Source organism: Ornithinimicrobium cerasi (assembly GCF_003702705.1).
In the GTDB taxonomy this organism is placed as follows: Bacteria; Actinomycetota; Actinomycetes; order Actinomycetales; family Dermatophilaceae; genus Ornithinicoccus; species Ornithinicoccus cerasi.
Map to the genome: position 1 here is coordinate 325,364 of NZ_QZMN01000002.1, position 19,227 is coordinate 344,590.

A 19,227-nucleotide genomic window follows, 5' to 3' on the forward strand; every position below is an offset into this window, starting at 1 on the left:
GAAAGGCTCGGGTCGGAGCGCGGCCGGGGCGGCCGACACCCAGGGTCGACGCCGAGCCGGGGGGTTGCTCACCGAACATAGGCACGACGACGGCCGCAGGTCCAGCGCTGTGTCCACACGGTGACTCGATCGTTACGCATTCGAGACTTGCCCGGCGCACCCCCGGACCCGCCTAGGTGTACCCGGCCAGGAGGTTGGTGACAGTGGGGTGTTGACGTGAGAAGGACCTCCGAGTGAGGTGTGGCTTGTCAAGAGTCACGACCCAGAGCCCGGAGGTCCTCATGCCCCACGCTAATGCCCGCCTGACCGTTCGTGGTCGTCTGCTACTCGTGCGTCGTGTCCGAGAGCAGGGCTGGGCCGTCGCTCACGCCGCCAAGGCGATGGGCATCTCGCGCCAGTGCGCCCACCGGTGGTTGGCCCGCTATGACCAGCACGGTGTCGCCGGCCTGGGTGAACGCTCCAGCCGTCCGCACAGCACCCCGCGCCGCACTCCGCCGCAGGTCGAGGAGCAGATCCTGGCCTGCCGAGACCAGCACCGGCGCGGGCAGGACTGGATCGCCGGCGAGCTCGGCCTGGCCCCGCGCACCGTGGGCCGGGTGCTGCGTCGCGCCGGCGTGCCACACCTGTCCTGCCTGGACCCGATGACCGGTGAGGTCATCCGCTCCTCCAAGGCCACCGCGGTCCGGTACGAGCGCGAGCGGCCCGGGGAGCTGGTCCACGTGGACGTCAAGAAACTGGGCAAGATCCCCGACGGTGGCGGGTGGCGCGCCCACGGCCGGGCGGCGACCGTGGCCCACAGACACAAGGCGGCGCGGGTCGGGTACGACTACGTGCACTCGATGGTCGATGACCACTCCCGCCTGGCCTACTCCGAGATCCATGACGACGAGAAGGTCGACACCTGCGCCGGCTTCCTGACCAGGGCCGCGGCCCACTGCGCCGACCACGGCATCCCCAGGATCGAGCGGGTGATGACCGACAACGCCTTCGCCTACCGGCACGGGCGCGCGTTCGTCGACGCCGTCGCCGCGATCGGTGCGGTGCAGAAGTTCATCAAGCCGCACTGCCCCTGGCAGAACGGCAAGGTCGAGCGGTTCAACCGCACCCTGCAGACCGAGTGGGCATACCGGTACGTCTTCACCTCCAACCAGGCCCGACGTGACGCCCTTGCGCCCTGGCTGAACTCCTACAACACTGAACGACGCCACAGCGCGCTCGGCGGACTCCCACCGACCAGCCGTGTCACCAACCTGATGGCCGAGTACACCTAGGACGCGGCTTCCGCGACGTCAAGGACGAGGCGGACGGAGTCCTCCGTCTTCCGTGCGCTGCGGGTCGCCCGGACGGCCCTCACCGCCGGCGCCAGGGTCCCGGCGGCCCCCTCCCTGACGACGGCTGCGCGGCGACCGTCCGGCCCTGCGGGCGAGGCTGCCCCGAGCACGACCTGACCCGCGGCCCCCAGGGCCTCGACGACGTCACGCACCCCCGACCCCGGGCCGCTGACGGTGACGTGGCGTCGCACCGGCGGGAGCCCGAGCGTCGTCCGCTCCGCCAGCTCGCGGGCGGCCAGGGAGACGGGGTCCCACCGCACCAGAGCCTCCACCGCGGGGACCCCGGCGTGCGCTGGAACCCCGCACAGGACGACCCCCGGGCGGGGACCGTCACCCCCGGGGCTCCTGACCAGGGCGGCGGCGGACAGCCAGCGGCGGTGGGCCTCCACCGAGGCGTCCAGGGCGGCACGGTCCAGCAGCCGCCACCCGTCCAGCAGCACCACGGCGCGGTAGCCCTCCTCGGCGACCGGTTCGGCACCGGGGGTGGCGACGACGAGCGCCGGGGCGTCCGGCACGCGGGCGACCACGTGCTCGCCGCCCGAGCGGACCACGCGCGCCCCGGGGAAGGCCCGGCCCAGCTCCTCGGCGGTGCGCCCCGCCCCCACGCCCGCCGCTCGCAGGCGTGGCGAACCGCAGCTGCGGCAGCCGGCGCCGCGCGGCAGGCCGTCGCCGCACCACCGGCAGGTCGCGGCCGCGGCCGCCCCGGGAAGGCCGACAGGGCCCTCGCACCGCGGGCAGCGGGCGGGGGTCCGGCACCCGGGCTCGGCACAGGTGAGGGACACGACATACCCCTGCCGGGGAACCTGCACGAGGACGGGTCCGAGCGTCAGACCGTCCCGCAGCGCGCGCCAGGCGGTCGAGGGGATCCGCGCCGTGCGGGCCGCCGGGTCCCGCTCCTCCGCCCGCCCCTCCCCCGCGACGGTCACCCTGGGGGCGCAGCTGCGCACGACGGCCCGCGGCGGCTCGATCCGGGCCACCACCCCGGCGGCGGCCCAGGCCTCCAGCTCGACGCTGCGGGCGTAGCCGCCCACCAGGAGGGCCGCCTCCTCGTGCCGGGCGCGCTCGAGCAGGACCTTCCGGACGTGGGGGTAGGGGGCGCGGGGCTCCTGGTGGAGGTCGTCACCGTCGTCCCAGCAGACGAACAGACCCGGGCGCACGACCGGCGCCCACGCGGCGGACCGGGTGCCCACCGCGACCCGGGCGTGACCGCGGAGGAGGCTGAGGAAGGCCCGGTAGCGTGCTTCCGGCCCGAGGTCGGCGGTCAGCCGCGCGCACACCCCCTCCCCGGCCTCGGCGGTGACGGCGTCGACCACCCGGTCGACGTCGCGGTGGTCGGGGACGACGACCACCGCCCCTCGACCGCCCCGCAGCGCCGCACCCACGGCGGCCCCGACGGCGGCCGGCCAGTCGGTCCCGGGACCGCGGGCCGGCAGCGCCGTCCACGCGGCGGCCGGCGACTCACCCGCCTCGGTCCGTCGCAGGAAGGCAGGCCCCGCCGGGTAGGGGTCCCACGGCACCGCGACGAGAGAGCGGTCGGTGGGAGCGGCCTCCGGGCCGGTCGCCGCAGGCGACGGCGTCCCGGTCGACGGAGGCACCTGCGGGTCGGTCGACGGGTCGCCCGCCCGTGGCGGCACGCCACGCTCGGCCCGGGCGTGCCTCGGGGGGATCGCCAGCCGCAGCACGTCGGGCAGCGTCCCGCCGTAGTGCTCCGCCACCGACGTGGCGGCCGCCAGCACCGCCGGGGTCAGCACGCCCTCGGGGCTCACGACCGACCGCAGCGGGGCCAGTCTCCCCGGGTGGTCGGGCTCCGCGCGCCGCTCGAGCAGGAACCCGTCGTGGTCCCGCCCGGCGAAGCGCACCCGGACCCGGCAGCCGGGCCGGGCGTCGACGTCGAGGTCGGCGGGGACGAGGTACTCGAAGGGACGGTCGAGGTGCGCCAGGCCGGTGTCCACGAGGACGGCCGCGACCGGGTCGACCTCCGCGGCCGGGCGCTCGGACTCCGTCTTCCGCCGTCGTGACCGGGTGCCGGGCGGGGTGGGTGCGGGAGCCGGCACGAGGGCGAGCTGCCCGGTGGCCTCCCCCGACCCGTCCGGAGGGGTGCCCGCACCCCCGCTCACAGCGCCGCGCGCAGCTCCTCGACGCGGTCGAGCCGTTCCCACGTGAACCCGTCGACCAGCCCCTCGGCCTCCCGGCGTCCGAAGTGCCCGTAGGCGGCCGTGGGCTGGTAGATCGGGCGCAGCAGGTCGAGCTCGGCGACGAGGGCGGCCGGTCGTAGGTCGAAGACGGTCGTGATGGCCGCCTGGATGCGGTCGACGGGCACCGTCTCGGTGCCGAAGGTCTCCACGTAGAGGCCGACCGGTCGGGCCGTCCCGATGGCGTAGGCCACCTGGATCTCGCACCGGCGTGCCAGCCCGGCGGCCACCACGTGCTTGGCGACCCAGCGCATGGCGTAGGCCGCGGAACGGTCCACCTTGGAGGGGTCCTTCCCCGAGAACGCCCCTCCCCCGTGCCGGGCCATGCCGCCGTAGGTGTCCACGATGATCTTGCGCCCGGTGAGGCCGGCGTCGCCCATCGGCCCGCCGATCGTGAAGACCCCGGTGGGGTTGACGAGCAGCCGGTAGCCGTCGGTCCGCAGCTCCAGACCGGCGTCGTGCGCCTTGGCCAGCACGGGACTGATGACGCGCTCCCGGATGTCCGGGGTCAGCTGCTCGGGCAGCGAGATGTCCGACGCGTGCTGGGTGGACAGCACGACCGTGTCCAGCCGGACCGCCCGGTCACCCTCGTAGGCGATGGTCACCTGGGTCTTGCCGTCGGGGCGGAGGTAGTCGAGCTCGCCGCTCTTGCGGACCGAGGCGAGCCGCTCGGCCAGCCGGTGGGCCAGGTAGATCGGCAGCGGCATCAGCTCGGGGGTGTCGTCGCAGGCGTAGCCGAACATCAGCCCCTGGTCACCCGCCCCCTGCACGTCGTAGGCGTCTGCGCCGGAGTCCTCGCGGCTGGCCAGGGCAGTGTCCACACCGACGGCGATGTCCATGGACTGCTCGCCGATCGACACCTCGACGCCGCATGTGCGACCGTCGAAGCCCTTGTGCGAGTTGTCGTAGCCGATCGCCAGGATCGTCTCCCGCACGATGCGGGGGATGTCGGCGTAGCCGGAGGTGCGCACCTCGCCCGCCACGTGCACGAGGCCGGTCGTGACCAGGGTCTCCACGGCGACGCGCGACTGGGGGTCCTGGCGGAGGAGCTCGTCGAGGATGCCGTCGCTGATCTGGTCGCAGATCTTGTCGGGGTGACCCTCGGTGACGGACTCGGACGTGAACAGGCGGGCCATGGATCTCCTCGGGTGGCAGCGGCTGCTGACTGACCCCGGCAGTCTACGACCCGGCCCCGACAGACCCAGGGGCCGCGGTCGGCCGTCGCCGGGGTCTCCCACGGGTGCGTGCGGGGTGCGGTCGAACGGGCTCAGACGAGCTCGGGCGCCACCGCGTCCCACACGGCGGCGGCCACCAGCGCCTTGGTCGCCGGTCCGACGGTCACCACCTCGTCGGTGCCGGGACGCAGCAGGTGGACGGTGTTCTCGTCCTGCCCGAACGCCTTGTCGTCCCCGACGTCGTTGGCCACCAGCAGGTCGCAGCCCTTGCGCCGCAGCTTGGCCCGGGCGAGCGTCAGGACGTCGCCGGAGGCGTCCCCGGTCTCCGCCGCGAACCCGACCAGGTAGGGGGTGCGAGCTCCTGCCCGGCGGGCCACGAGAGCGGCCAGGACGTCGGGGTTGCGGACCAGCTCCACGACGGGCGCGCTGTCGTCCCCCTCGTCGTCGTGCGTCTTCTTGATCTTCGTGACGGCGTACGTCGCCGGCCGGAAGTCGGCGACCGCGGCCGCCATGACGACGGCGTCGACCCCTCCCCCGTCCAGGACGGCACTGAGCGCGGCCTCGAGCTCGCGGGCCGACCCGACGGGGACGACCTCGCACCCGTCCGGGTCCGGGAGTGCGACGTTTGCCGCCACGAGCGTGACGCGCGCGCCGCGCAGGGCCGCCTCAGCGGCGACGGCATACCCCTGCTTGCCGGAGGAGCGGTTGCCGAGGAAGCGCACCGGGTCGAGCGGCTCCCGCGTGCCACCCGCCGAGACCACGACATGACGGCCGGCGAGGTCCCGTGGGGATGCGGCCCCGTCCGGAGGACCTCCGGGTCCGGGGACGGCCGCCAGCGCGGCGGTGACGATCTCCTCGGGCTCCGGCAGGCGCCCGGGACCGCTGTCCCGACCCGTCAGCCGACCGGTGGCCGGCTCGATGACCGTGACCCCGCGCGAGCGCAGGAGCTCGACGTTGGCGACGGTGGCGGGGTGCGACCACATCTCCGTGTGCATCGCCGGGGCCAGGACGACCGGGCAGCGGGCCGTGAGCAGCGTGGTGGTGAGGAGGTCGTCGGCCAGCCCGTGGGCGGCGCGCGCGAGCAGGTCGGCCGTCGCCGGGGCGACGAGGACGAGGTCGGCCTCCTGGCCGAGCCGGACGTGGTTGACGGCCGGCACCTCGTCCCAGACCTCGCTCGTCACCGGCCGGCCGCTGAGGGCCTCCCACGTCGGCGCGCCGACGAAGCGCAGCGCCGCCGGGGTGGGCACGACGGTGACGGCGTGACCGGCCTCGGTGAGCAGCCGGAGCACGAGGGCGGCCTTGTAGGCGGCGATGCCGCCGGACACCCCCAGGACGACGCGCATGCCGGGGGTGGTCGTCAGCTCTCGGGGCTGCTCAGCTGCAGCTTGCCCTGGTCGACCTCGTGCAGGGCGATGGACAGCGGCTTGTCGGTCGCGTCGGCCTCGACGAGGGGACCGACGTACTCGAGCAGCCCCTCGGACAGCTGGGCGTAGTAGGCGTTGATCTGGCGGGCCCGCTTCGCGGCGTAGATCACCAGGGCGTACTTGCTGTCCGCACGCTCGAGCAGGGAGTCGATGGGCGGGTTGGTGATGCCGTCCGGGTGGGCGATGGTGCCGGTCACGTTGTCACGAATCCTTTGCGGGGTGGGGGTCAACCATCAATGATACGAGTTCCTCGGCCGCCCGGGCGACATCGTCGTTGACGATGGTCGCGTCGAACTCGTCCGCGGCGGCCAGCTCGGTGCGGGCCGTGGCCAGCCGGGTCTCCCGCTCCTGCGGGGTCTCGGTGCCCCGCCCGACGAGGCGGTGCACGAGCTCCTCCCAGGACGGCGGCGCCAGGAAGACGAAAAAGGCGTCGGGCAGCGAGGCCCGGACCTGCCGGGCCCCCTGCAGGTCGATCTCCAGCATGGCCGGACGGCCCTGCGCCAGGGCCTGGAGCACCGGGGCACGGGGGGTGCCGTAGCTGGCCCGTCCGTGCACGACCGCCGACTCCAGCAGCTCGCCCTCGTGCTCGAGGCGGGCGAACTCGTCTTCGTCGACGAAGAAGTAGTGCTCCCCGTGCACCTCCCCGGGCCGCGGCCGCCGGGTCGTGGCCGAGACCGACAGCCAGATCTCCGGGTGGTGCTCGCGCACGTAGGCGGCGACGGTCCCCTTGCCGACCGCCGTCGGACCGGCCAGCACCACGAGGCGTCGACCCGCCGCGCCGGTCACCTGGCCGGGCGCGGCGGGGAGCTCACCCGGGGGCAGGGGGGCTGGGGTGCCGATCAGCGCTCGCCGAAGCGCTCGAGCAGATGCGCGACCTGGTTGGCGCCGAGACCTCGCACCCGACGGCTCTCGGAGATCCCGATGTCCTCCATCATCTGGCGGGCCCGCACCCGTCCGACACCGGGCATGGACTCCAGCAGGGCCGAGACCTTCATCTTGCCGATGACGTCGTCGGTGCGACCCTTCTCGATGACGTCCTTGAGCGAGCCCTGCGCGTTCTTCAGCTGGTTCTTGACCACCGCACGCTTCCGGCGCGCGTCGGCGGCCTTGGCGAGCGCCTCGGCGCGCTGCTCGGGCGTCAGCTGGGGAAGGGCCACGGTCGAACTCCTCGATGGTCTCGGGATGGGCGTGGGACGGCGTCGCACGCACGCTCACAGGCGAACCTAGCGACTTGCGCACAGGTCTGCCAACCCTGGGTGCGACGCTCAGCGCGCCCTGGCCAGCGCCTCGCGCAGCTCCTCGGACCAGCGGCTGACCCGGTCGCGCAGCGCCACCGCGTCCGGACCGGCCGACAGCACGCCGCGGCTGACCGGGACCAGCACCCGCTCCGTCATGCCCGCGAAGGTGCGGGCCACGTCCTCGGCGCCCGCACCCTGTGCCCCCACGCCGGGTGCCAGGACCGGCGCGGCGGCAGCCACGACGTCGACGCCCAGCTCGCCCGGGGTGGCCCCCAGGGTGGCGCCCACCACCAGCCCCACGTCGCCGAACGGGACGAGGCCGGCGTTGTCGCGGGCGACCTCGGCGACGACCCGGGCCGCCACGCTCGGCTGCCCGACGAGCTGGACGTCGCGTCCCTCCGGGTTGGAGGTCAGTCCCAGCACCCACACCCCGCGGCCACCCCGGCGGGCGAGCTCGACCGCGGGTCGCAGCGAGCCGTAGCCGAGGTAGGGGCTGAGCGTGACGGAGTCGGCCGCCAGGGGACGACCCTCGGCGAGGTACGCCTCCGCATACCCGGCCATGGTGGAGCCGATGTCGCCGCGCTTGACGTCGAGGACCGAGAGCAGGCCGCGGTCCCGGCACCCGGCGAGCACCTCCTCGAGCACCGCCACCCCGGCGGCCCCGTGCCTCTCGTAGAAGGCGGACTGCGGCTTGACCGCCGCGCACCGGCCCTCGGCAGCCTCCAGCACGGCCTCCCCGAGGCTGCGCAGCCCGTCGGGGGTGTCCGGCAGCCCCCAGCGAGCGAGGAGGTCGGCGCTCGGGTCCAGCCCGACGCAGAGGGGTCCGTGCTCCTCCATCGCCGCGGCCAGGCGGGTGCCGAAGTGCGGTCTCATGACAGGGCTCCTCAGGTGCTCTCGGGCGGACGGGGACCGCCCCGGGTGTGGGGGTGCGGCGCGTGCGCGGGTCGTCCCGGCTCCAGGGCCGACCGCACCGCCCAGAGGAGCAGCGGGTCGGCCCACAGCGCGGTGCCGAGCTGGACGGCGCAGGCCCCGGCGTCGACGGCCGCGAGGGCGCTCGCGGCGTCGTGGACGCCGCCGGCGGCGACGAGCGGCGCTCCCGGCCAGCGCTGCTCCGCCGCCGCCGCGCGCAGCTCGCGCAGACCGCTCAGGCACAGGGCGGCCGTGGAGGGCCCGGACCACCAGCGGCCGGGCCCGAGCGGCACCTGGGCGCTGACGACCACCGCACCCGCTCCCCCGGCGACCGCGGCCCGGGCGCGGGCCACGAGGTCAGGGGCCACGATGGACAGCCGGGCGAGGAGCAGCTGGCCCCGGGGTGCCGCCTCGCGGACGCGGGCCATGCTCCGCAGGACCTGCTGGTCGTCCGCCGTCCTGAGGTCGACCTCGACCGCGGCGACGGCCGAGCCCACGCTGCTCCGCCGCAGCCGGTCGAGCACCGAGGCCAGGTCCTCGGGGCTCTCCCCCCGCAGGGCGACGCACACGGACAACCCGCGGGCGGTGGCCCAGCCCAGCAGCTCCTCGGCGGCGCCCACGCCCACAGCGCGCGCGTCCTGGTGGTCCACCCCGCCGACGCCGAGGCCGTGGACCACCGTGCGCCCGGTGCGGCGGCGGCGGGCGCCGGCCGCCACCGGACCGGCCACGAGCGGGACGCCGGCGAGGTCACCGAACCGGGCGAGGGCCCGCGGGTCGCTCACCGCTCCCGGGCCGAGCCAGACGCGGGGCAGGCCCTGACGGTCGCTCGTCGTCGTCATCGCGGGGGTGCCTCGACAAGCCACTCACCGGGCACGACGGGCCCCTCCAGGCACGGGCGGACCACCGTGGTGGACCGGTCCAGGGTCACCTCGAGGTCGCAGGCGCCGCACAGCCCGGTGCCGCACACCACCGGTCCGGCGAGGTCGAGGGCCGCCACCCGCACCACCCGTCCACGCCTCAGGGCGGCGGCGGCGACGGTGCGCAGCACGGGGATCGGGGCGGCGGCGTAGACGACGGCGGGGTCGACGCCCGGGTCGCCGAGGGCCCGCTCGAGCGCCGCGGGCAGGTCCTCGGGCAGGGTGAGGACGACGCTGCGGGCGTGCCGGCGCAGGTGCACGAGGTCGAGGTGGAGCTCGGGGTCGGAGGCGCTGAGCAGCACGTGCGCGGGGCAGCCGCGCTCGCGCAGCACCTCGACGAGCCAGCGCAGCGGGACCGCGCCCCCCTCGTGCCCCACCAGGAGCGCCGGCACCGGCTGGGCGGGAGGGGCGAAGCCGCGGCCGAGCGGGCCGAGCACCCGCAGCACCTCGCCCGCCTGGGTCTCCCGGGTCGCGGGCAGCAGCAGCACGACGCCGGTGCCGTGGACCGGGTCGTCGTGCACACCGGCGAGCCAGTGGACCTGCGCGAGCACCGAGCCGCACCGCGGGTCCACCGGCACGACCACCAGCTGCCCGGGGCGCGCGCCCGCCCAGGGCGACGGCCCGGGGACCTGCAGGGACACCACGTCGAAGGCTCCCGCCGGCCGCACCGCGGTGACGACCGCCTCGACACCCGTCCGCAGGAGGGCACCCCGCTCCGCGTTCACGCCTCCGGGTGACCCGCCGCCCGGCGCCCGAAGAGGTCGAGCGCCGCGGCGTGCTCCTGCAGGGTCGCCACCCCGAGCGGACCGGCGCGCATGGCCTCGATCCCGAGCACCGCCACCGCCAGCTGCTGCACCGTGGTGATGATCGGCTTGTCGAGGCTGGTCGTGGCGGCGCGGATGGCGTAGCCGTCCGCCCGTGCGTCGCGCCCGGAGGGGGTGTTGATGACCATGTCCACCTCCCCGGCGGTGATCCGGTCGACGATCGTCCGCGCCGTGCCGTCCGACCCCCGTCCCGAGCTGTGCTTGCGGACGACCTCGGCCTGGATGCCGTTGCGGCGCAGCACGTCCGCCGTGCCAGCGGTCGCCAGCACCCGGAACCCCAGGTCGACGAGCCGCTTCACCGGGAAGATCATCGAGCGCTTGTCGCGGTTGGCGACCGACACGAAGACGGTGCCGCCGGTCGGCAGGCTCGAGCCGGCCCGCAGCTGGCTCTTGGCGAACGCCGCGCCGAACGAGGCGTCGATGCCCATGACCTCGCCGGTCGAGCGCATCTCCGGGCCCAGGATCGAGTCCACGGCCTCTCCGGTCTGGGTGCGGAACCGCCGGAACGGCAGGATCGCCTCCTTGACCGAGAACGGCGCGTCGTCCGGCATCGCCCCGCCGTCCACCTCCCCGGGCAGCACCCCCTCCTCGCGGAGCTGGGCGATCGTCGTCCCCATCATCACGCGCGCGGCCGCCCGGGCCAGGGCGACCCCGGTGGCCTTGGCCACGAAGGGCACGGTCCGGCTGGCGCGGGGGTTCGCCTCGAGGACGTAGAGGACGTCCTGGGCCAGCGCGAACTGCACGTTGATCAGTCCGCGGACCCCGATCGCCTCCGCGAGCCTGCGGGTGGCCGACCGCACCTCCTCCAGCTCGGTCCGGCCGAGGGTGAAGGGCGGCAGCACGCAGGCCGAGTCCCCGGAGTGGATGCCGGCCTCCTCGATGTGCTCCATGATCCCGCCGAGGTAGAGGTCCACCCCGTCGTAGAGCGCGTCGACGTCGATCTCCACGGCCGTGTCCAGGAACCGGTCGACGAGGACCGGGTGGACGGCCCGCCCCGGGGTGGTCTGGGTGGCCCGGCCCACGTAGCCCGCAAGGGACTCGTCGTCGTAGACGATCTCCATCCCGCGACCGCCCAGGACGTAGGAGGGACGGACGAGCACGGGGTAGCCGATCTCGTGCGCCACCTCGAGAGCGTCCTCGACGGAGTATGCCGTCCCGTGCCGGGGTGCCGTCAGGCCCGTCTCGGCCAGCACCCGGCCGAAGGCTCCCCGGTCCTCGGCGAGGTGGATGGCCTCCGGCGAGGTCCCGACCACGGGCACCCCCTCGGCCTTGAGGGCGGCGGCCAGGCCCAGCGGGGTCTGGCCCCCCAGCTGGACGATGACCCCCGCCAGCGGACCGGCCTGCCGCTCGGCGTGCACGACCTCAAGAACGTCCTCGAGGGTGAGCGGCTCGAAGTAGAGGCGGCTCGAGGTGTCGTAGTCGGTGGACACGGTCTCCGGGTTGCAGTTGACCATCACCGTGTCGAAGCCGTGCTCGCGGAGCGTGAGCGAGGCGTGCACGCAGGAGTAGTCGAACTCGATGCCCTGCCCGATCCGGTTAGGACCCGATCCCAGGATGATCACCGCCGGCCGCTCGCGCGGCGCGACCTCGGTCTCCTCGTCGTAGGAGGAGTAGTGGTACGGGGTCCTCGCCGCGAACTCCCCCGCGCACGTGTCGACGGTCTTGTAGACGGGCCGCACCCCGAGGGCGTGCCGCACCCCGCGGACGACGGCCTCGTCCATGCCGGTGAGCTCGGCGAGCTGGGCGTCGGAGAAGCCGTGGCGCTTCGCGTGCCGGAGCAGCTCCGGGGTGAGGCGGCCCCCGTCGGAGCGCACCTCGTGCTGGACCCGCGCGGCGATGTCGTTGAGGAGCGCGATCTGGTCGAGAAACCAGGGGTCGATGCCGGTGCCGTGGTGCACCTCCTCGACGGTGCACCCGCCGCGGAGGGCCTGCTGGACGAGCACGAGCCGTCCGTCGGTCGGGGTGCCGGCCTGCTCGAGGAGGGCGTGCGCCATACCCGGGGTGGGTGCCTCCTCCTCACGCCAGTGGAAGGAGCTGTTGCTGCGCTCGACGGAGCGGAGCGCCTTCTGCAGGGCCTCGGTGAAGTTGCGGCCCAGGGACATCGCCTCCCCCACGGACTTCATCGTCGTGGTCAGCGTCGGGTCCGCCGCGGGAAACTTCTCGAAGGCGAACCGGGGCACCTTGACCACGACGTAGTCGAGGGTCGGCTCGAACGCCGCCGAGTAGAAACGCTCGGGGGGCTCCGCCCCCCGAGTCCCCCCCGGACCGCCTGCGGCGCGCCCGCCGCGGGCCGAGGTAATGTCGTTGGGCACCTCGTCGAGCGTGTAGCCCAGCGCCATCTTGGCCGCGATCTTGGCGATCGGGTAGCCGGTGGCCTTGGACGCCAGCGCCGAGGAGCGGGACACCCGGGGGTTCATCTCGATGACGATGACGCGGCCGTCCTCGGGGTTCACCGCGAACTGGATGTTGCAGCCGCCCGTGTCGACGCCGACCTCGCGGATGACCGCGATACCGATGTCGCGGAGCCGCTGGTACTCCCTGTCGGTCAGCGTCATCGCCGGTGCGACCGTGATGGAGTCGCCGGTGTGCACGCCCATGGGGTCGAGGTTCTCGATGGAGCAGACCACGACGACGTTGTCCGCGCGGTCGCGCATGACCTCGAGCTCGTACTCCTTCCACCCCATGATCGACTCCTCGAGGAGGACCTCGGTCGTGGGGCTGTCCTGGAGGCCGGCACCGGCGATCCGGCGCAGGCTCGCCTCGTCGTGGGCGAAGCCGGAACCCAGACCGCCCATCGTGAACGAGGGCCGGACGACGACGGGGTAGCCGAGGTCCTGGGCCGCTGCGAGCGCCTCGTCGAGGGTGTGGCAGATGGCGCTGCGCGCGACCTCTGCCCCGCACCGGCTCACCACGCCCTTGAAGAGCTGCCGGTCCTCGCCCAGCTGGATCGCCTCGACGTTGGCGCCGATGAGGGGGCAGCCGTAGCGCTCCAGCGTCCCTGCCTCGTGCAGCGCGATGGCGGTGTTGAGCGCGGTCTGGCCGCCGAGCGTCGCGAGCACGGCGTCGGGCCGCTCCTTGGCGATGATCGCCTCGACGATCTCGGGCGTGATGGGCTCGACGTACGTGGCGTCCGCGACGCCGGGGTCCGTCATGATCGTCGCCGGGTTGGAGTTGACGAGGATGACGCGCACGCCCTCCTCGCGAAGCACGCGGCAGGCCTGGGTGCCGGAGTAGTCGAACTCCGCCGCCTGGCCGATGACGATCGGGCCGGACCCGATCACCAGGACGCTCCTGATGTCCTCACGCCTGGGCACGGTGGTCCCTCTCCTGCTGGTGGGTGGTGAGCAGCTCGACGAAGCGGTCGAAGAGGTACTCGGCGTCGTGCGGGCCCGCGGCCGCCTCGGGGTGGTACTGCACGCTGAAGGCGGGTGCGTCCTCGCAGCGCAGGCCCTCGACGACGTCGTCGTTGAGGGCCACGTGCGAGCAGCTGACCCGGCCGTAGGACGTCTCGACCGGCTCGTCGGTCGGGATCCCGGCGGGCCACCCGACGGCGAAGCCGTGGTTGTGGCTGGTGACCTCCACCTTGCCGGTGGAGCGGTCCAGCACCGGCTGGTTGAGGCCCCGGTGGCCGAACGGCAGCTTGTAGGTGCCGAGCCCCAGCGCCCGTCCCAGCAGCTGGTTGCCGAAGCAGATGCCGAAGAACGGGATCCGCTCGTCCAGCACGCGGCGCAGCAGCTCCACCTCGTGGTCGGCCGTCGCCGGGTCGCCCGGCCCGTTGGAGAAGAAGACACCGTCGGGTCGGAGGGCGGCGACGTCCTCGAAGCTGCTGGTCGCGGGCAGCACGTGGACGCGCACGCCCCGCGCGGCGAGGAGGGCGGGGGTGGTCTCCTTGATGCCCAGGTCGAGCGCCGCGACGGTGAAGCGCACCGGCGCCCCCTCCGGCGGGGACACGACGTAGGGCTCCTTCGTCGAGACCTCCGCGGCGAGCGCCGAGCCGACCATGACGGGCGCGGAGGTGACGGCGCCGAGCAGCTCGTCGACGGGGGCCCGGGCGGCGTCGCCGGAGAAGATGCCGACGCGCATCGCACCCCGGTCCCGCAGGTGGCGGGTCAGGGCGCGGGTGTCGACACCGCTGATCCCGACGACCCCCGCCTCGCGCAGGGCCTGCTCGAGGTCACCCTGCGAGCGCCAGTTCGAGGGCCGGATCGCGGGGTCGCGGACGACGTAGCCGGCGACCCAGATGCGTCGGCTCTCCATGTCCGCGCTGTTGACCCCGGTGTTGCCGATGTGCGGTGCCGTCATCACGACGACCTGACGGTGGTAGGAGGGATCCGTGAGGGTCTCCTGGTAGCCGGTCATGCCGGTGGAGAAGACCGCCTCGCCGACGGTCCGGCCGACGGCTCCGTAGGCCGCTCCGTGAAAGGTGCGCCCGTCCTCGAGGACCAGGATGGCCGGCTCGTGTCCTCGCGCTGTCGTCACTGCTCCTCCTCCCTGGTCGCGTTCCTCGGCGCTCCGGGCCTCGCTCGTCCCTCGCTCGTGTCCTCGGCCGGTCGTCACTGCTCCTCCTCCCCCCAGACCAGCCCCTCGCGGGCGGTCACCCGGCCGCGGAGCATGGTCAGGTGGACCGCCCCGGTGAGCTCGCGCCCGTGCCAGGGGTTGTTGCGGGACAACGACCTCGACCGGGCCGCGTCGACGGTGACGACGCGGGTCGGGTCGACCAGCGTCAGGTTGGCGGGGGCTCCGGTCTGCACGCCGCGGCCCTGGCTGGTCAGGCCGGCGATCCGCGCCGGGGCGGTGGACATCACCCGGGCGACGTCCGCCCAGCCCATGCGGCCTCCGGTCACCATCGTGCTGGTGACCACGGCCAGGGCTGTCTCCAGACCGAGCATCCCGAAGGCCGCGTCCACGAACGCGTGCTCCTTGTCCTGCCGGACGTGCGGCGCGTGGTCGGTGGCGACCGCGTCGATGGTGCCGTCCGCGAGCGCCTCGCGGAGCACCTCGACGTCCTCGGCGGGACGCAGCGGCGGGTTCACCTTGAAGGTGGGGTCGTAGTCGGAGAGGAGGTCCTGGGTGAGCATCAGGTGGTGCGGCGTCACCTCGGCGGTGACGGCGACGCCCTGGGCCTTGGCCCAGCGCAGCACCTCGACGCTGCCCGCCGTGGAGACGTGGGCGACGTGCACCCGCGACCCGGTGTGGCGGGCCAGCATGACGTCGCGCGCCACCACCACCTCCTCCGCGACCGAGGGCCAGCCCGGCAGCCCCAGCCGGCCGGAGAGCTCACCCTCGTGGCAGCAGGCGGTGCCGTCCGCCAGGCGGGGGTCCTGGCTGTGCTGGGAGATGACCCCCCCGAAGGCCTTGACGTACTCCAGCGCTCGACGCATGAGGCGGGCGTCCTGGACGCAGCGGCCGTCGTCGGAGAACACGCGCACGCGGGCCCGCGACCGGGCCATCAGCCCCAGCTCGGCCAGCTCCTCCCCCCGCAGGCCCTTCGTGACGGCCCCGACCGGGTGGACGTCGACGTAGCCGGCTCGGCGGCCGAGGTCGTGCACCCGCTCCGCCACCTCGGCGTTGTCGGTCACCGGGTCGGTGTTGGCCATCGCCAGGACCGCCGTGAACCCGCCGAGGGCGGCCGCCTGGGACCCGGTCGCGACGGTCTCGGCGTCCTCCCGGCCGGGCTCGCGCAGGTGGGTGTGCAGGTCGACGAGGCCGGGGAGCAGGACGAGGCCGTCGGCGTGCAGCTGCTGGGTGCCCCCGGGTGCCTGGGTGGCGGCGTCCGGGCCGGTGGCCACGACCGTGCCGTCGACGACGAGGACGTCCCGGGAACCCTCCCCGAGGACGTCGGCTCCGCGGATGAGAAGTGCGGGCTGCGTGCTCACTGGTCGTTCCCTTCCCCGGCGAGGAGGTGGTAGAGGATGGACATCCGGACCGCGACGCCGGCCGACACCTGGTCCAGGACGATGGACCGGGCGGCGTCGGCGGCCTCTGCGGAGATCTCCAGCCCGCGGTTCATCGGGCCGGGGTGGGCGATGACCGCGTGCTCCGGGAGGAGCGCGAGGCGACGGGCGGTCAGGCCGTAGGTGACGGCATACTCCTTGGCGGTCGGGAAGTAGCCGCCGCTCATCCGCTCGCGCTGGACACGCAGCATCATCACCGCGTCGACCGTGGGCAGGACCGCGTCGAGGTCGTAGGAGGTGGCGAACCCGTCGGCGGTGGACCACGAGTCGATGCCGCTGGGCATCAGGGTCGGTGGCGCCACCAGGGTGATCTGCGCACCGAGGGCGCGCAGGCACAGCAGGTTGGAGCGCAGCACCCGCGAGTGCGTCAGGTCGCCGACGATGGCGACGTGCCGGCCGGCGAGGTCGCCGAGCGCGGCGCGGAGCGTGTAGGCGTCGAGCAGGGCCTGGGAGGGGTGCTCGTGCGTGCCGTCCCCGGCGTTGACCACGGAGCAGTCGACCCACTCGGCGATCTGCCGGGGTGCGCCGCTGGCGGGGTGGCGCACGATGATCATGTCCACGCCCATGGCGTCGATGGTCAGCACCGTGTCCCGCAGGCTCTCGCCCTTGGAGATCGCGGTGCCCTTGCCGGTGAGGTTGATCGTGTCGGCGCTCATCCACTTGCCGGCGATCTCGAAGCTGCTCCGGGTGCGCGTCGAGTCCTCGAAGAAGAAGTTGATGATGGTGCGCCCGCGCAGGGTCGGCAGCTTCTTCACGTCGCGCCGCTGCACCTCGTGCATCGAGACGGCGGTGTCGAGGACCGCGCGGATCTCCTGCGCCGAGAGGTCGGCGATCGAGAGCAGGTGCTTCACGGGGTCCCCTCCTGGGCCGGCGGGGCGGCGATCCGCACGCCCTCGTCGCCGTCGTCGCTCTCGGCGAGGCGGACCATGACCCGCTCGCTGTGGCTGGTCGGCAGGTTCTTGCCCACGTAGTCGGCCCGGACGGGCAGCTCGCGGTGGCCGCGGTCGACGAGGACGGCCAGCCGGACGGCGCGCGGGCGGCCGAGGTCGGCGAGCGCGTCGAGCGCGCTGCGCACGGTGCGGCCGGAGTAGAGGACGTCGTCCACCAGGACGACGACCTTGCCGTCGACACCGGGTGGCGGGATGTGCGTGGGCTCGACCGCCCGGGTGGGCTGGTGCCGGAGGTCGTCGCGGTACATCGTCACGTCCAGCGAGCCGACGGGGACCTCGACGTCCTCGACCTGGCGGAGCGCGTCGCCCAGCCGACGGGCGAGGTGGGCGCCACGGGTGGGGATGCCGAGCAGGACCAGGTCCTGCGCCCCCCGGTTGCCCTCGAGGATCTCGTGGGCGATGCGCCGCAACGCGCGGCTGATGTCGTCGCTGGTGAGGACCTCACGTCCTGGACCAGCATCGTGGGCAGAGCTCAACGGCCCGGTCTCCTTCCCCGCCTCACAGGACGGTGGTTAAAGGATGGTGCTCGGTGGCCGTCACTGTACTGCACCGGCAGCAGCGACCCGCTCCCGGCCCGGGCCCGACCCAGCCCGGGGTTGGACTACCGTCTGAGCGTGACACTCCTGCCCGGCCTGGCCGTGCTGCGCGGCTACCAGCGCGGGTGGTGGCGACCCGACCTGGTCGCCGGCGCGACGGTCGGCGCCATGCTCATCCCCCAGTCGATGGCCTACGCCGAGCTGGCCGGGATGCCGCCGGAGTACGGCTTCTACGCCGTCCTCGCACCGCTGGTGGTCTACGCGCTGGTGGGGACCAGCCGGCACCTGGGGGTGGGGCCGGAGCCCGGGACGGCCATCCTCGCGGCCACTGGTGTCGGGGCCATCGCCGCCGGGGACCCGGCCCGCTACCTCGTGCTCATGTCCGGCCTGGCCCTGGTGGTCGGTGCCGTCGCCGTGCTGGGCTCGCTGGCGCGCCTGGGGTTCATCGCGTCGGTGCTCTCCAAGCCGGTCCTGGTCGGCTACATCACCGGGATCGGGCTGACCCTGCTCTCCAGCCAGATCGCGGCGTTCACGGGAGTGCCGATCGAGGCGGGACGCTTCTTCCCGAGGGTGGCCGAGCTCCTGCGCGGCCTGGACGACGTGGACGCGGCGACCCTGGCCGTGGGGGCCGGGTCGCTCGCCGTGGTGCTGGGGCTGCGCCGCTGGGCCCCGCAGGTCCCCGGCGCCCTCGTCGCGGTGGGCTCGGCGACGCTGCTCGTGTGGGCCCTTCCCGGGGTCGCCCCGGGGGTGCCGGTGGTCGGGGCCGTCCCCCAGGGGCTGCCGTCGCCGGCCCTGCCCCCCGTCAGCCTCCGGGACGTGCTCGCCCTCGTCCCGGTCGCCCTCGGCATCGTGCTCGTCGGCTTCACCGACAACGTCCTGACCGCCCGGTCGATCGCCGCCCGCCACGGCTACCGGATCGACCCGAACCAGGAGCTCTTCGCGCTGGGCGTCACCAACCTGTCCTCCGGCGCCCTCCAGGGTTTCCCGGTCTCCTCCAGCGCCAGCCGGACCGCGGTGCCGGCCGCGCTGGGGAGCCGCACCCAGGTCGTCTCCCTCGTGGCGGCGGCGCTCGTCGTCGCCACCCTGCTGTTCCTGGGGCCGGTGCTGGGGCAGATCCCCCGCGCCGCGCTGGCGGCGGTGATCGTGGCGGCCGCCTTCGCCATCATCGACGTCCGCGGCTACCGCGCGCTGTGGCGGGTGAGCCGGTCCGAGGCGCTGCTCGCCGTGGCCGCCGCCCTGGGGGTCGTCGTCTTCGACGTCCTCGTGGGCGTGCTCCTGGCCGTCACGCTGTCCGTCGTGGTCGCGCTGGGGCGGATCGCCCGGCCGCACGACGCGGTGCTCGGCGACCAGCCCGAGCTGGACGGCTGGGTCGAGGTCGACGCCTACCCCGGGGCGCGGATCGAGCCCGGCCTGCTCGTCTACCGCTTCGACGCGCCGCTCTTCTTCCTCAACACCGACCGGTTCCGGACCAGGGTGCTGGACACGCTGGAGCGCAACCCCGGGGACGAGGAGTGGCTGGTGCTCGACTTCGAGGGCGTCGGGGGCCTGGACGCGACCGCTCTCGACGGGCTGACCGACCTGACGGGCTCCCTGGCCGGGCTGGGCCTGAAGCGGGTCGCGGTCGCCCGGGCCAACGACCAGGTGGTCCGGCGGCTGCGCAAGGTGCACCTCCTCGCCCCGGAGGGGCCCCTGCACCACTACCCGACGATCAACGCCGCCGTCCGCGACTTCCGGTCGGCGCGGGGCACCGGCTGAGCACCGCGGCCCGGTGCCCGGG

16 protein-coding genes are annotated in these 19,227 nt (G+C 74.3%); 2 read left to right on the plus strand and 14 right to left on the minus strand.

What is annotated here, in order from left to right; translation table 11 throughout:
- The first annotated feature begins 281 nt into the window (after window positions 1-281).
- Window positions 282-1,271, plus strand: a complete 990-nt coding sequence (locus D4B81_RS03385) for an IS481 family transposase (RefSeq protein WP_122261072.1) — start codon at window positions 282-284, stop codon at window positions 1,269-1,271.
- On the opposite strand, the gene D4B81_RS03390 is transcribed toward D4B81_RS03385, so the two are convergent.
- The 14 genes from D4B81_RS03390 to pyrR form a co-directional block, all read right to left on the minus strand.
- Entirely contained in the window at window positions 1,268-3,448 is a 2,181-nt protein-coding gene (locus D4B81_RS03390; protein ID WP_161964973.1) for a primosomal protein N' family DNA-binding protein, read from the minus strand. The genes D4B81_RS03385 and D4B81_RS03390 overlap by 4 nt on opposite strands.
- On the minus strand, window positions 3,445-4,659 hold the full coding sequence (gene metK / locus D4B81_RS03395) for a methionine adenosyltransferase (protein WP_122261073.1): 1,215 nt from the start codon (window positions 4,657-4,659) through the stop codon (window positions 3,445-3,447). Before metK ends, D4B81_RS03390 begins: the two co-directional genes overlap by 4 nt.
- 131 nt (window positions 4,660-4,790) lie before the next feature.
- On the minus strand, window positions 4,791-6,041 hold the full coding sequence (coaBC, locus tag D4B81_RS03400) for a bifunctional phosphopantothenoylcysteine decarboxylase/phosphopantothenate--cysteine ligase CoaBC (protein ID WP_122261074.1): 1,251 nt from the start codon (window positions 6,039-6,041) through the stop codon (window positions 4,791-4,793).
- 14 nt (window positions 6,042-6,055) lie between these two features.
- Entirely contained in the window at window positions 6,056-6,319 is a 264-nt protein-coding gene (gene rpoZ, locus D4B81_RS03405) for a DNA-directed RNA polymerase subunit omega (RefSeq protein WP_097187584.1), read from the minus strand.
- Between the two features lie 4 nt (window positions 6,320-6,323).
- Window positions 6,324-6,908, minus strand: a complete 585-nt coding sequence (gene gmk / locus D4B81_RS03410; protein WP_202613547.1) for a guanylate kinase — start codon at window positions 6,906-6,908, stop codon at window positions 6,324-6,326.
- 53 nt (window positions 6,909-6,961) lie between these two features.
- A complete protein-coding gene (gene mihF, locus D4B81_RS03415; RefSeq protein ID WP_097187586.1) occupies window positions 6,962-7,279 on the minus strand; it encodes an integration host factor, actinobacterial type in 318 nt (105 codons plus the stop codon).
- A 108-nt stretch (window positions 7,280-7,387) separates the two neighbouring features.
- Complete coding sequence (pyrF, locus tag D4B81_RS03420) at window positions 7,388-8,233, minus strand: orotidine-5'-phosphate decarboxylase (RefSeq protein ID WP_122261075.1); 846 nt, start codon at window positions 8,231-8,233, stop codon at window positions 7,388-7,390.
- 11 nt (window positions 8,234-8,244) lie between these two features.
- Entirely contained in the window at window positions 8,245-9,108 is an 864-nt protein-coding gene (locus D4B81_RS03425; RefSeq protein ID WP_122261076.1) for a beta/alpha barrel domain-containing protein, read from the minus strand.
- Window positions 9,105-9,911 carry an iron-sulfur cluster-binding protein gene (locus D4B81_RS03430; RefSeq protein ID WP_122261077.1) on the minus strand — a complete coding sequence of 269 codons (807 nt, stop codon included), beginning with the start codon at window positions 9,909-9,911 and terminating at the stop codon, window positions 9,105-9,107. The genes D4B81_RS03425 and D4B81_RS03430 overlap by 4 nt, the downstream gene beginning before the upstream one ends.
- Complete coding sequence (gene carB / locus D4B81_RS03435; protein WP_122261078.1) at window positions 9,908-13,324, minus strand: carbamoyl-phosphate synthase large subunit; 3,417 nt, start codon at window positions 13,322-13,324, stop codon at window positions 9,908-9,910. Before carB ends, D4B81_RS03430 begins: the two co-directional genes overlap by 4 nt.
- Window positions 13,311-14,489 carry a glutamine-hydrolyzing carbamoyl-phosphate synthase small subunit gene (gene carA / locus D4B81_RS03440; RefSeq protein ID WP_122261079.1) on the minus strand — a complete coding sequence of 393 codons (1,179 nt, stop codon included), beginning with the start codon at window positions 14,487-14,489 and terminating at the stop codon, window positions 13,311-13,313. Before carA ends, carB begins: the two co-directional genes overlap by 14 nt.
- 74 nt (window positions 14,490-14,563) lie before the next feature.
- A complete protein-coding gene (locus D4B81_RS03445) occupies window positions 14,564-15,886 on the minus strand; it encodes a dihydroorotase (RefSeq protein ID WP_122261080.1) in 1,323 nt (440 codons plus the stop codon).
- Window positions 15,883-16,815 (minus strand): aspartate carbamoyltransferase catalytic subunit, encoded by a 933-nt coding sequence (locus D4B81_RS03450; RefSeq protein ID WP_122261081.1) that lies wholly within the window; start codon window positions 16,813-16,815, stop codon window positions 15,883-15,885. The genes D4B81_RS03445 and D4B81_RS03450 overlap by 4 nt, the downstream gene beginning before the upstream one ends.
- The gene (pyrR, locus tag D4B81_RS03455) at window positions 16,812-17,390 is read right to left on the minus strand and encodes a bifunctional pyr operon transcriptional regulator/uracil phosphoribosyltransferase PyrR (protein WP_122261139.1); all 579 of its coding nucleotides are present in this window, start codon (window positions 17,388-17,390) and stop codon (window positions 16,812-16,814) included. Before pyrR ends, D4B81_RS03450 begins: the two co-directional genes overlap by 4 nt.
- 138 nt (window positions 17,391-17,528) lie before the next feature.
- Between pyrR and D4B81_RS03460 the strand changes: the two genes are divergently transcribed.
- The gene (locus D4B81_RS03460) at window positions 17,529-19,205 is read left to right on the plus strand and encodes a SulP family inorganic anion transporter (protein WP_161964974.1); all 1,677 of its coding nucleotides are present in this window, start codon (window positions 17,529-17,531) and stop codon (window positions 19,203-19,205) included.
- Window positions 19,206-19,227 lie beyond the last annotated feature (22 nt).

Excerpts from the sequence above, each read along its gene's own strand:
- pyrF (WP_122261075.1), bottom strand. The coding sequence starts at position 8,233 with ATGAGACCGCACTTCGGCACCCGCCTGGCCGCGGCGATGGAGGAGCAC.
- metK (WP_122261073.1), bottom strand. The coding sequence starts at position 4,659 with ATGGCCCGCCTGTTCACGTCCGAGTCCGTCACCGAGGGTCACCCCGAC.
- D4B81_RS03385 (WP_122261072.1), top strand. The coding sequence starts at position 282 with ATGCCCCACGCTAATGCCCGCCTGACCGTTCGTGGTCGTCTGCTACTC.
- D4B81_RS03425 (WP_122261076.1), bottom strand. The coding sequence starts at position 9,108 with ATGACGACGACGAGCGACCGTCAGGGCCTGCCCCGCGTCTGGCTCGGC.
- coaBC (WP_122261074.1), bottom strand. The coding sequence starts at position 6,041 with ATGCGCGTCGTCCTGGGGGTGTCCGGCGGCATCGCCGCCTACAAGGCC.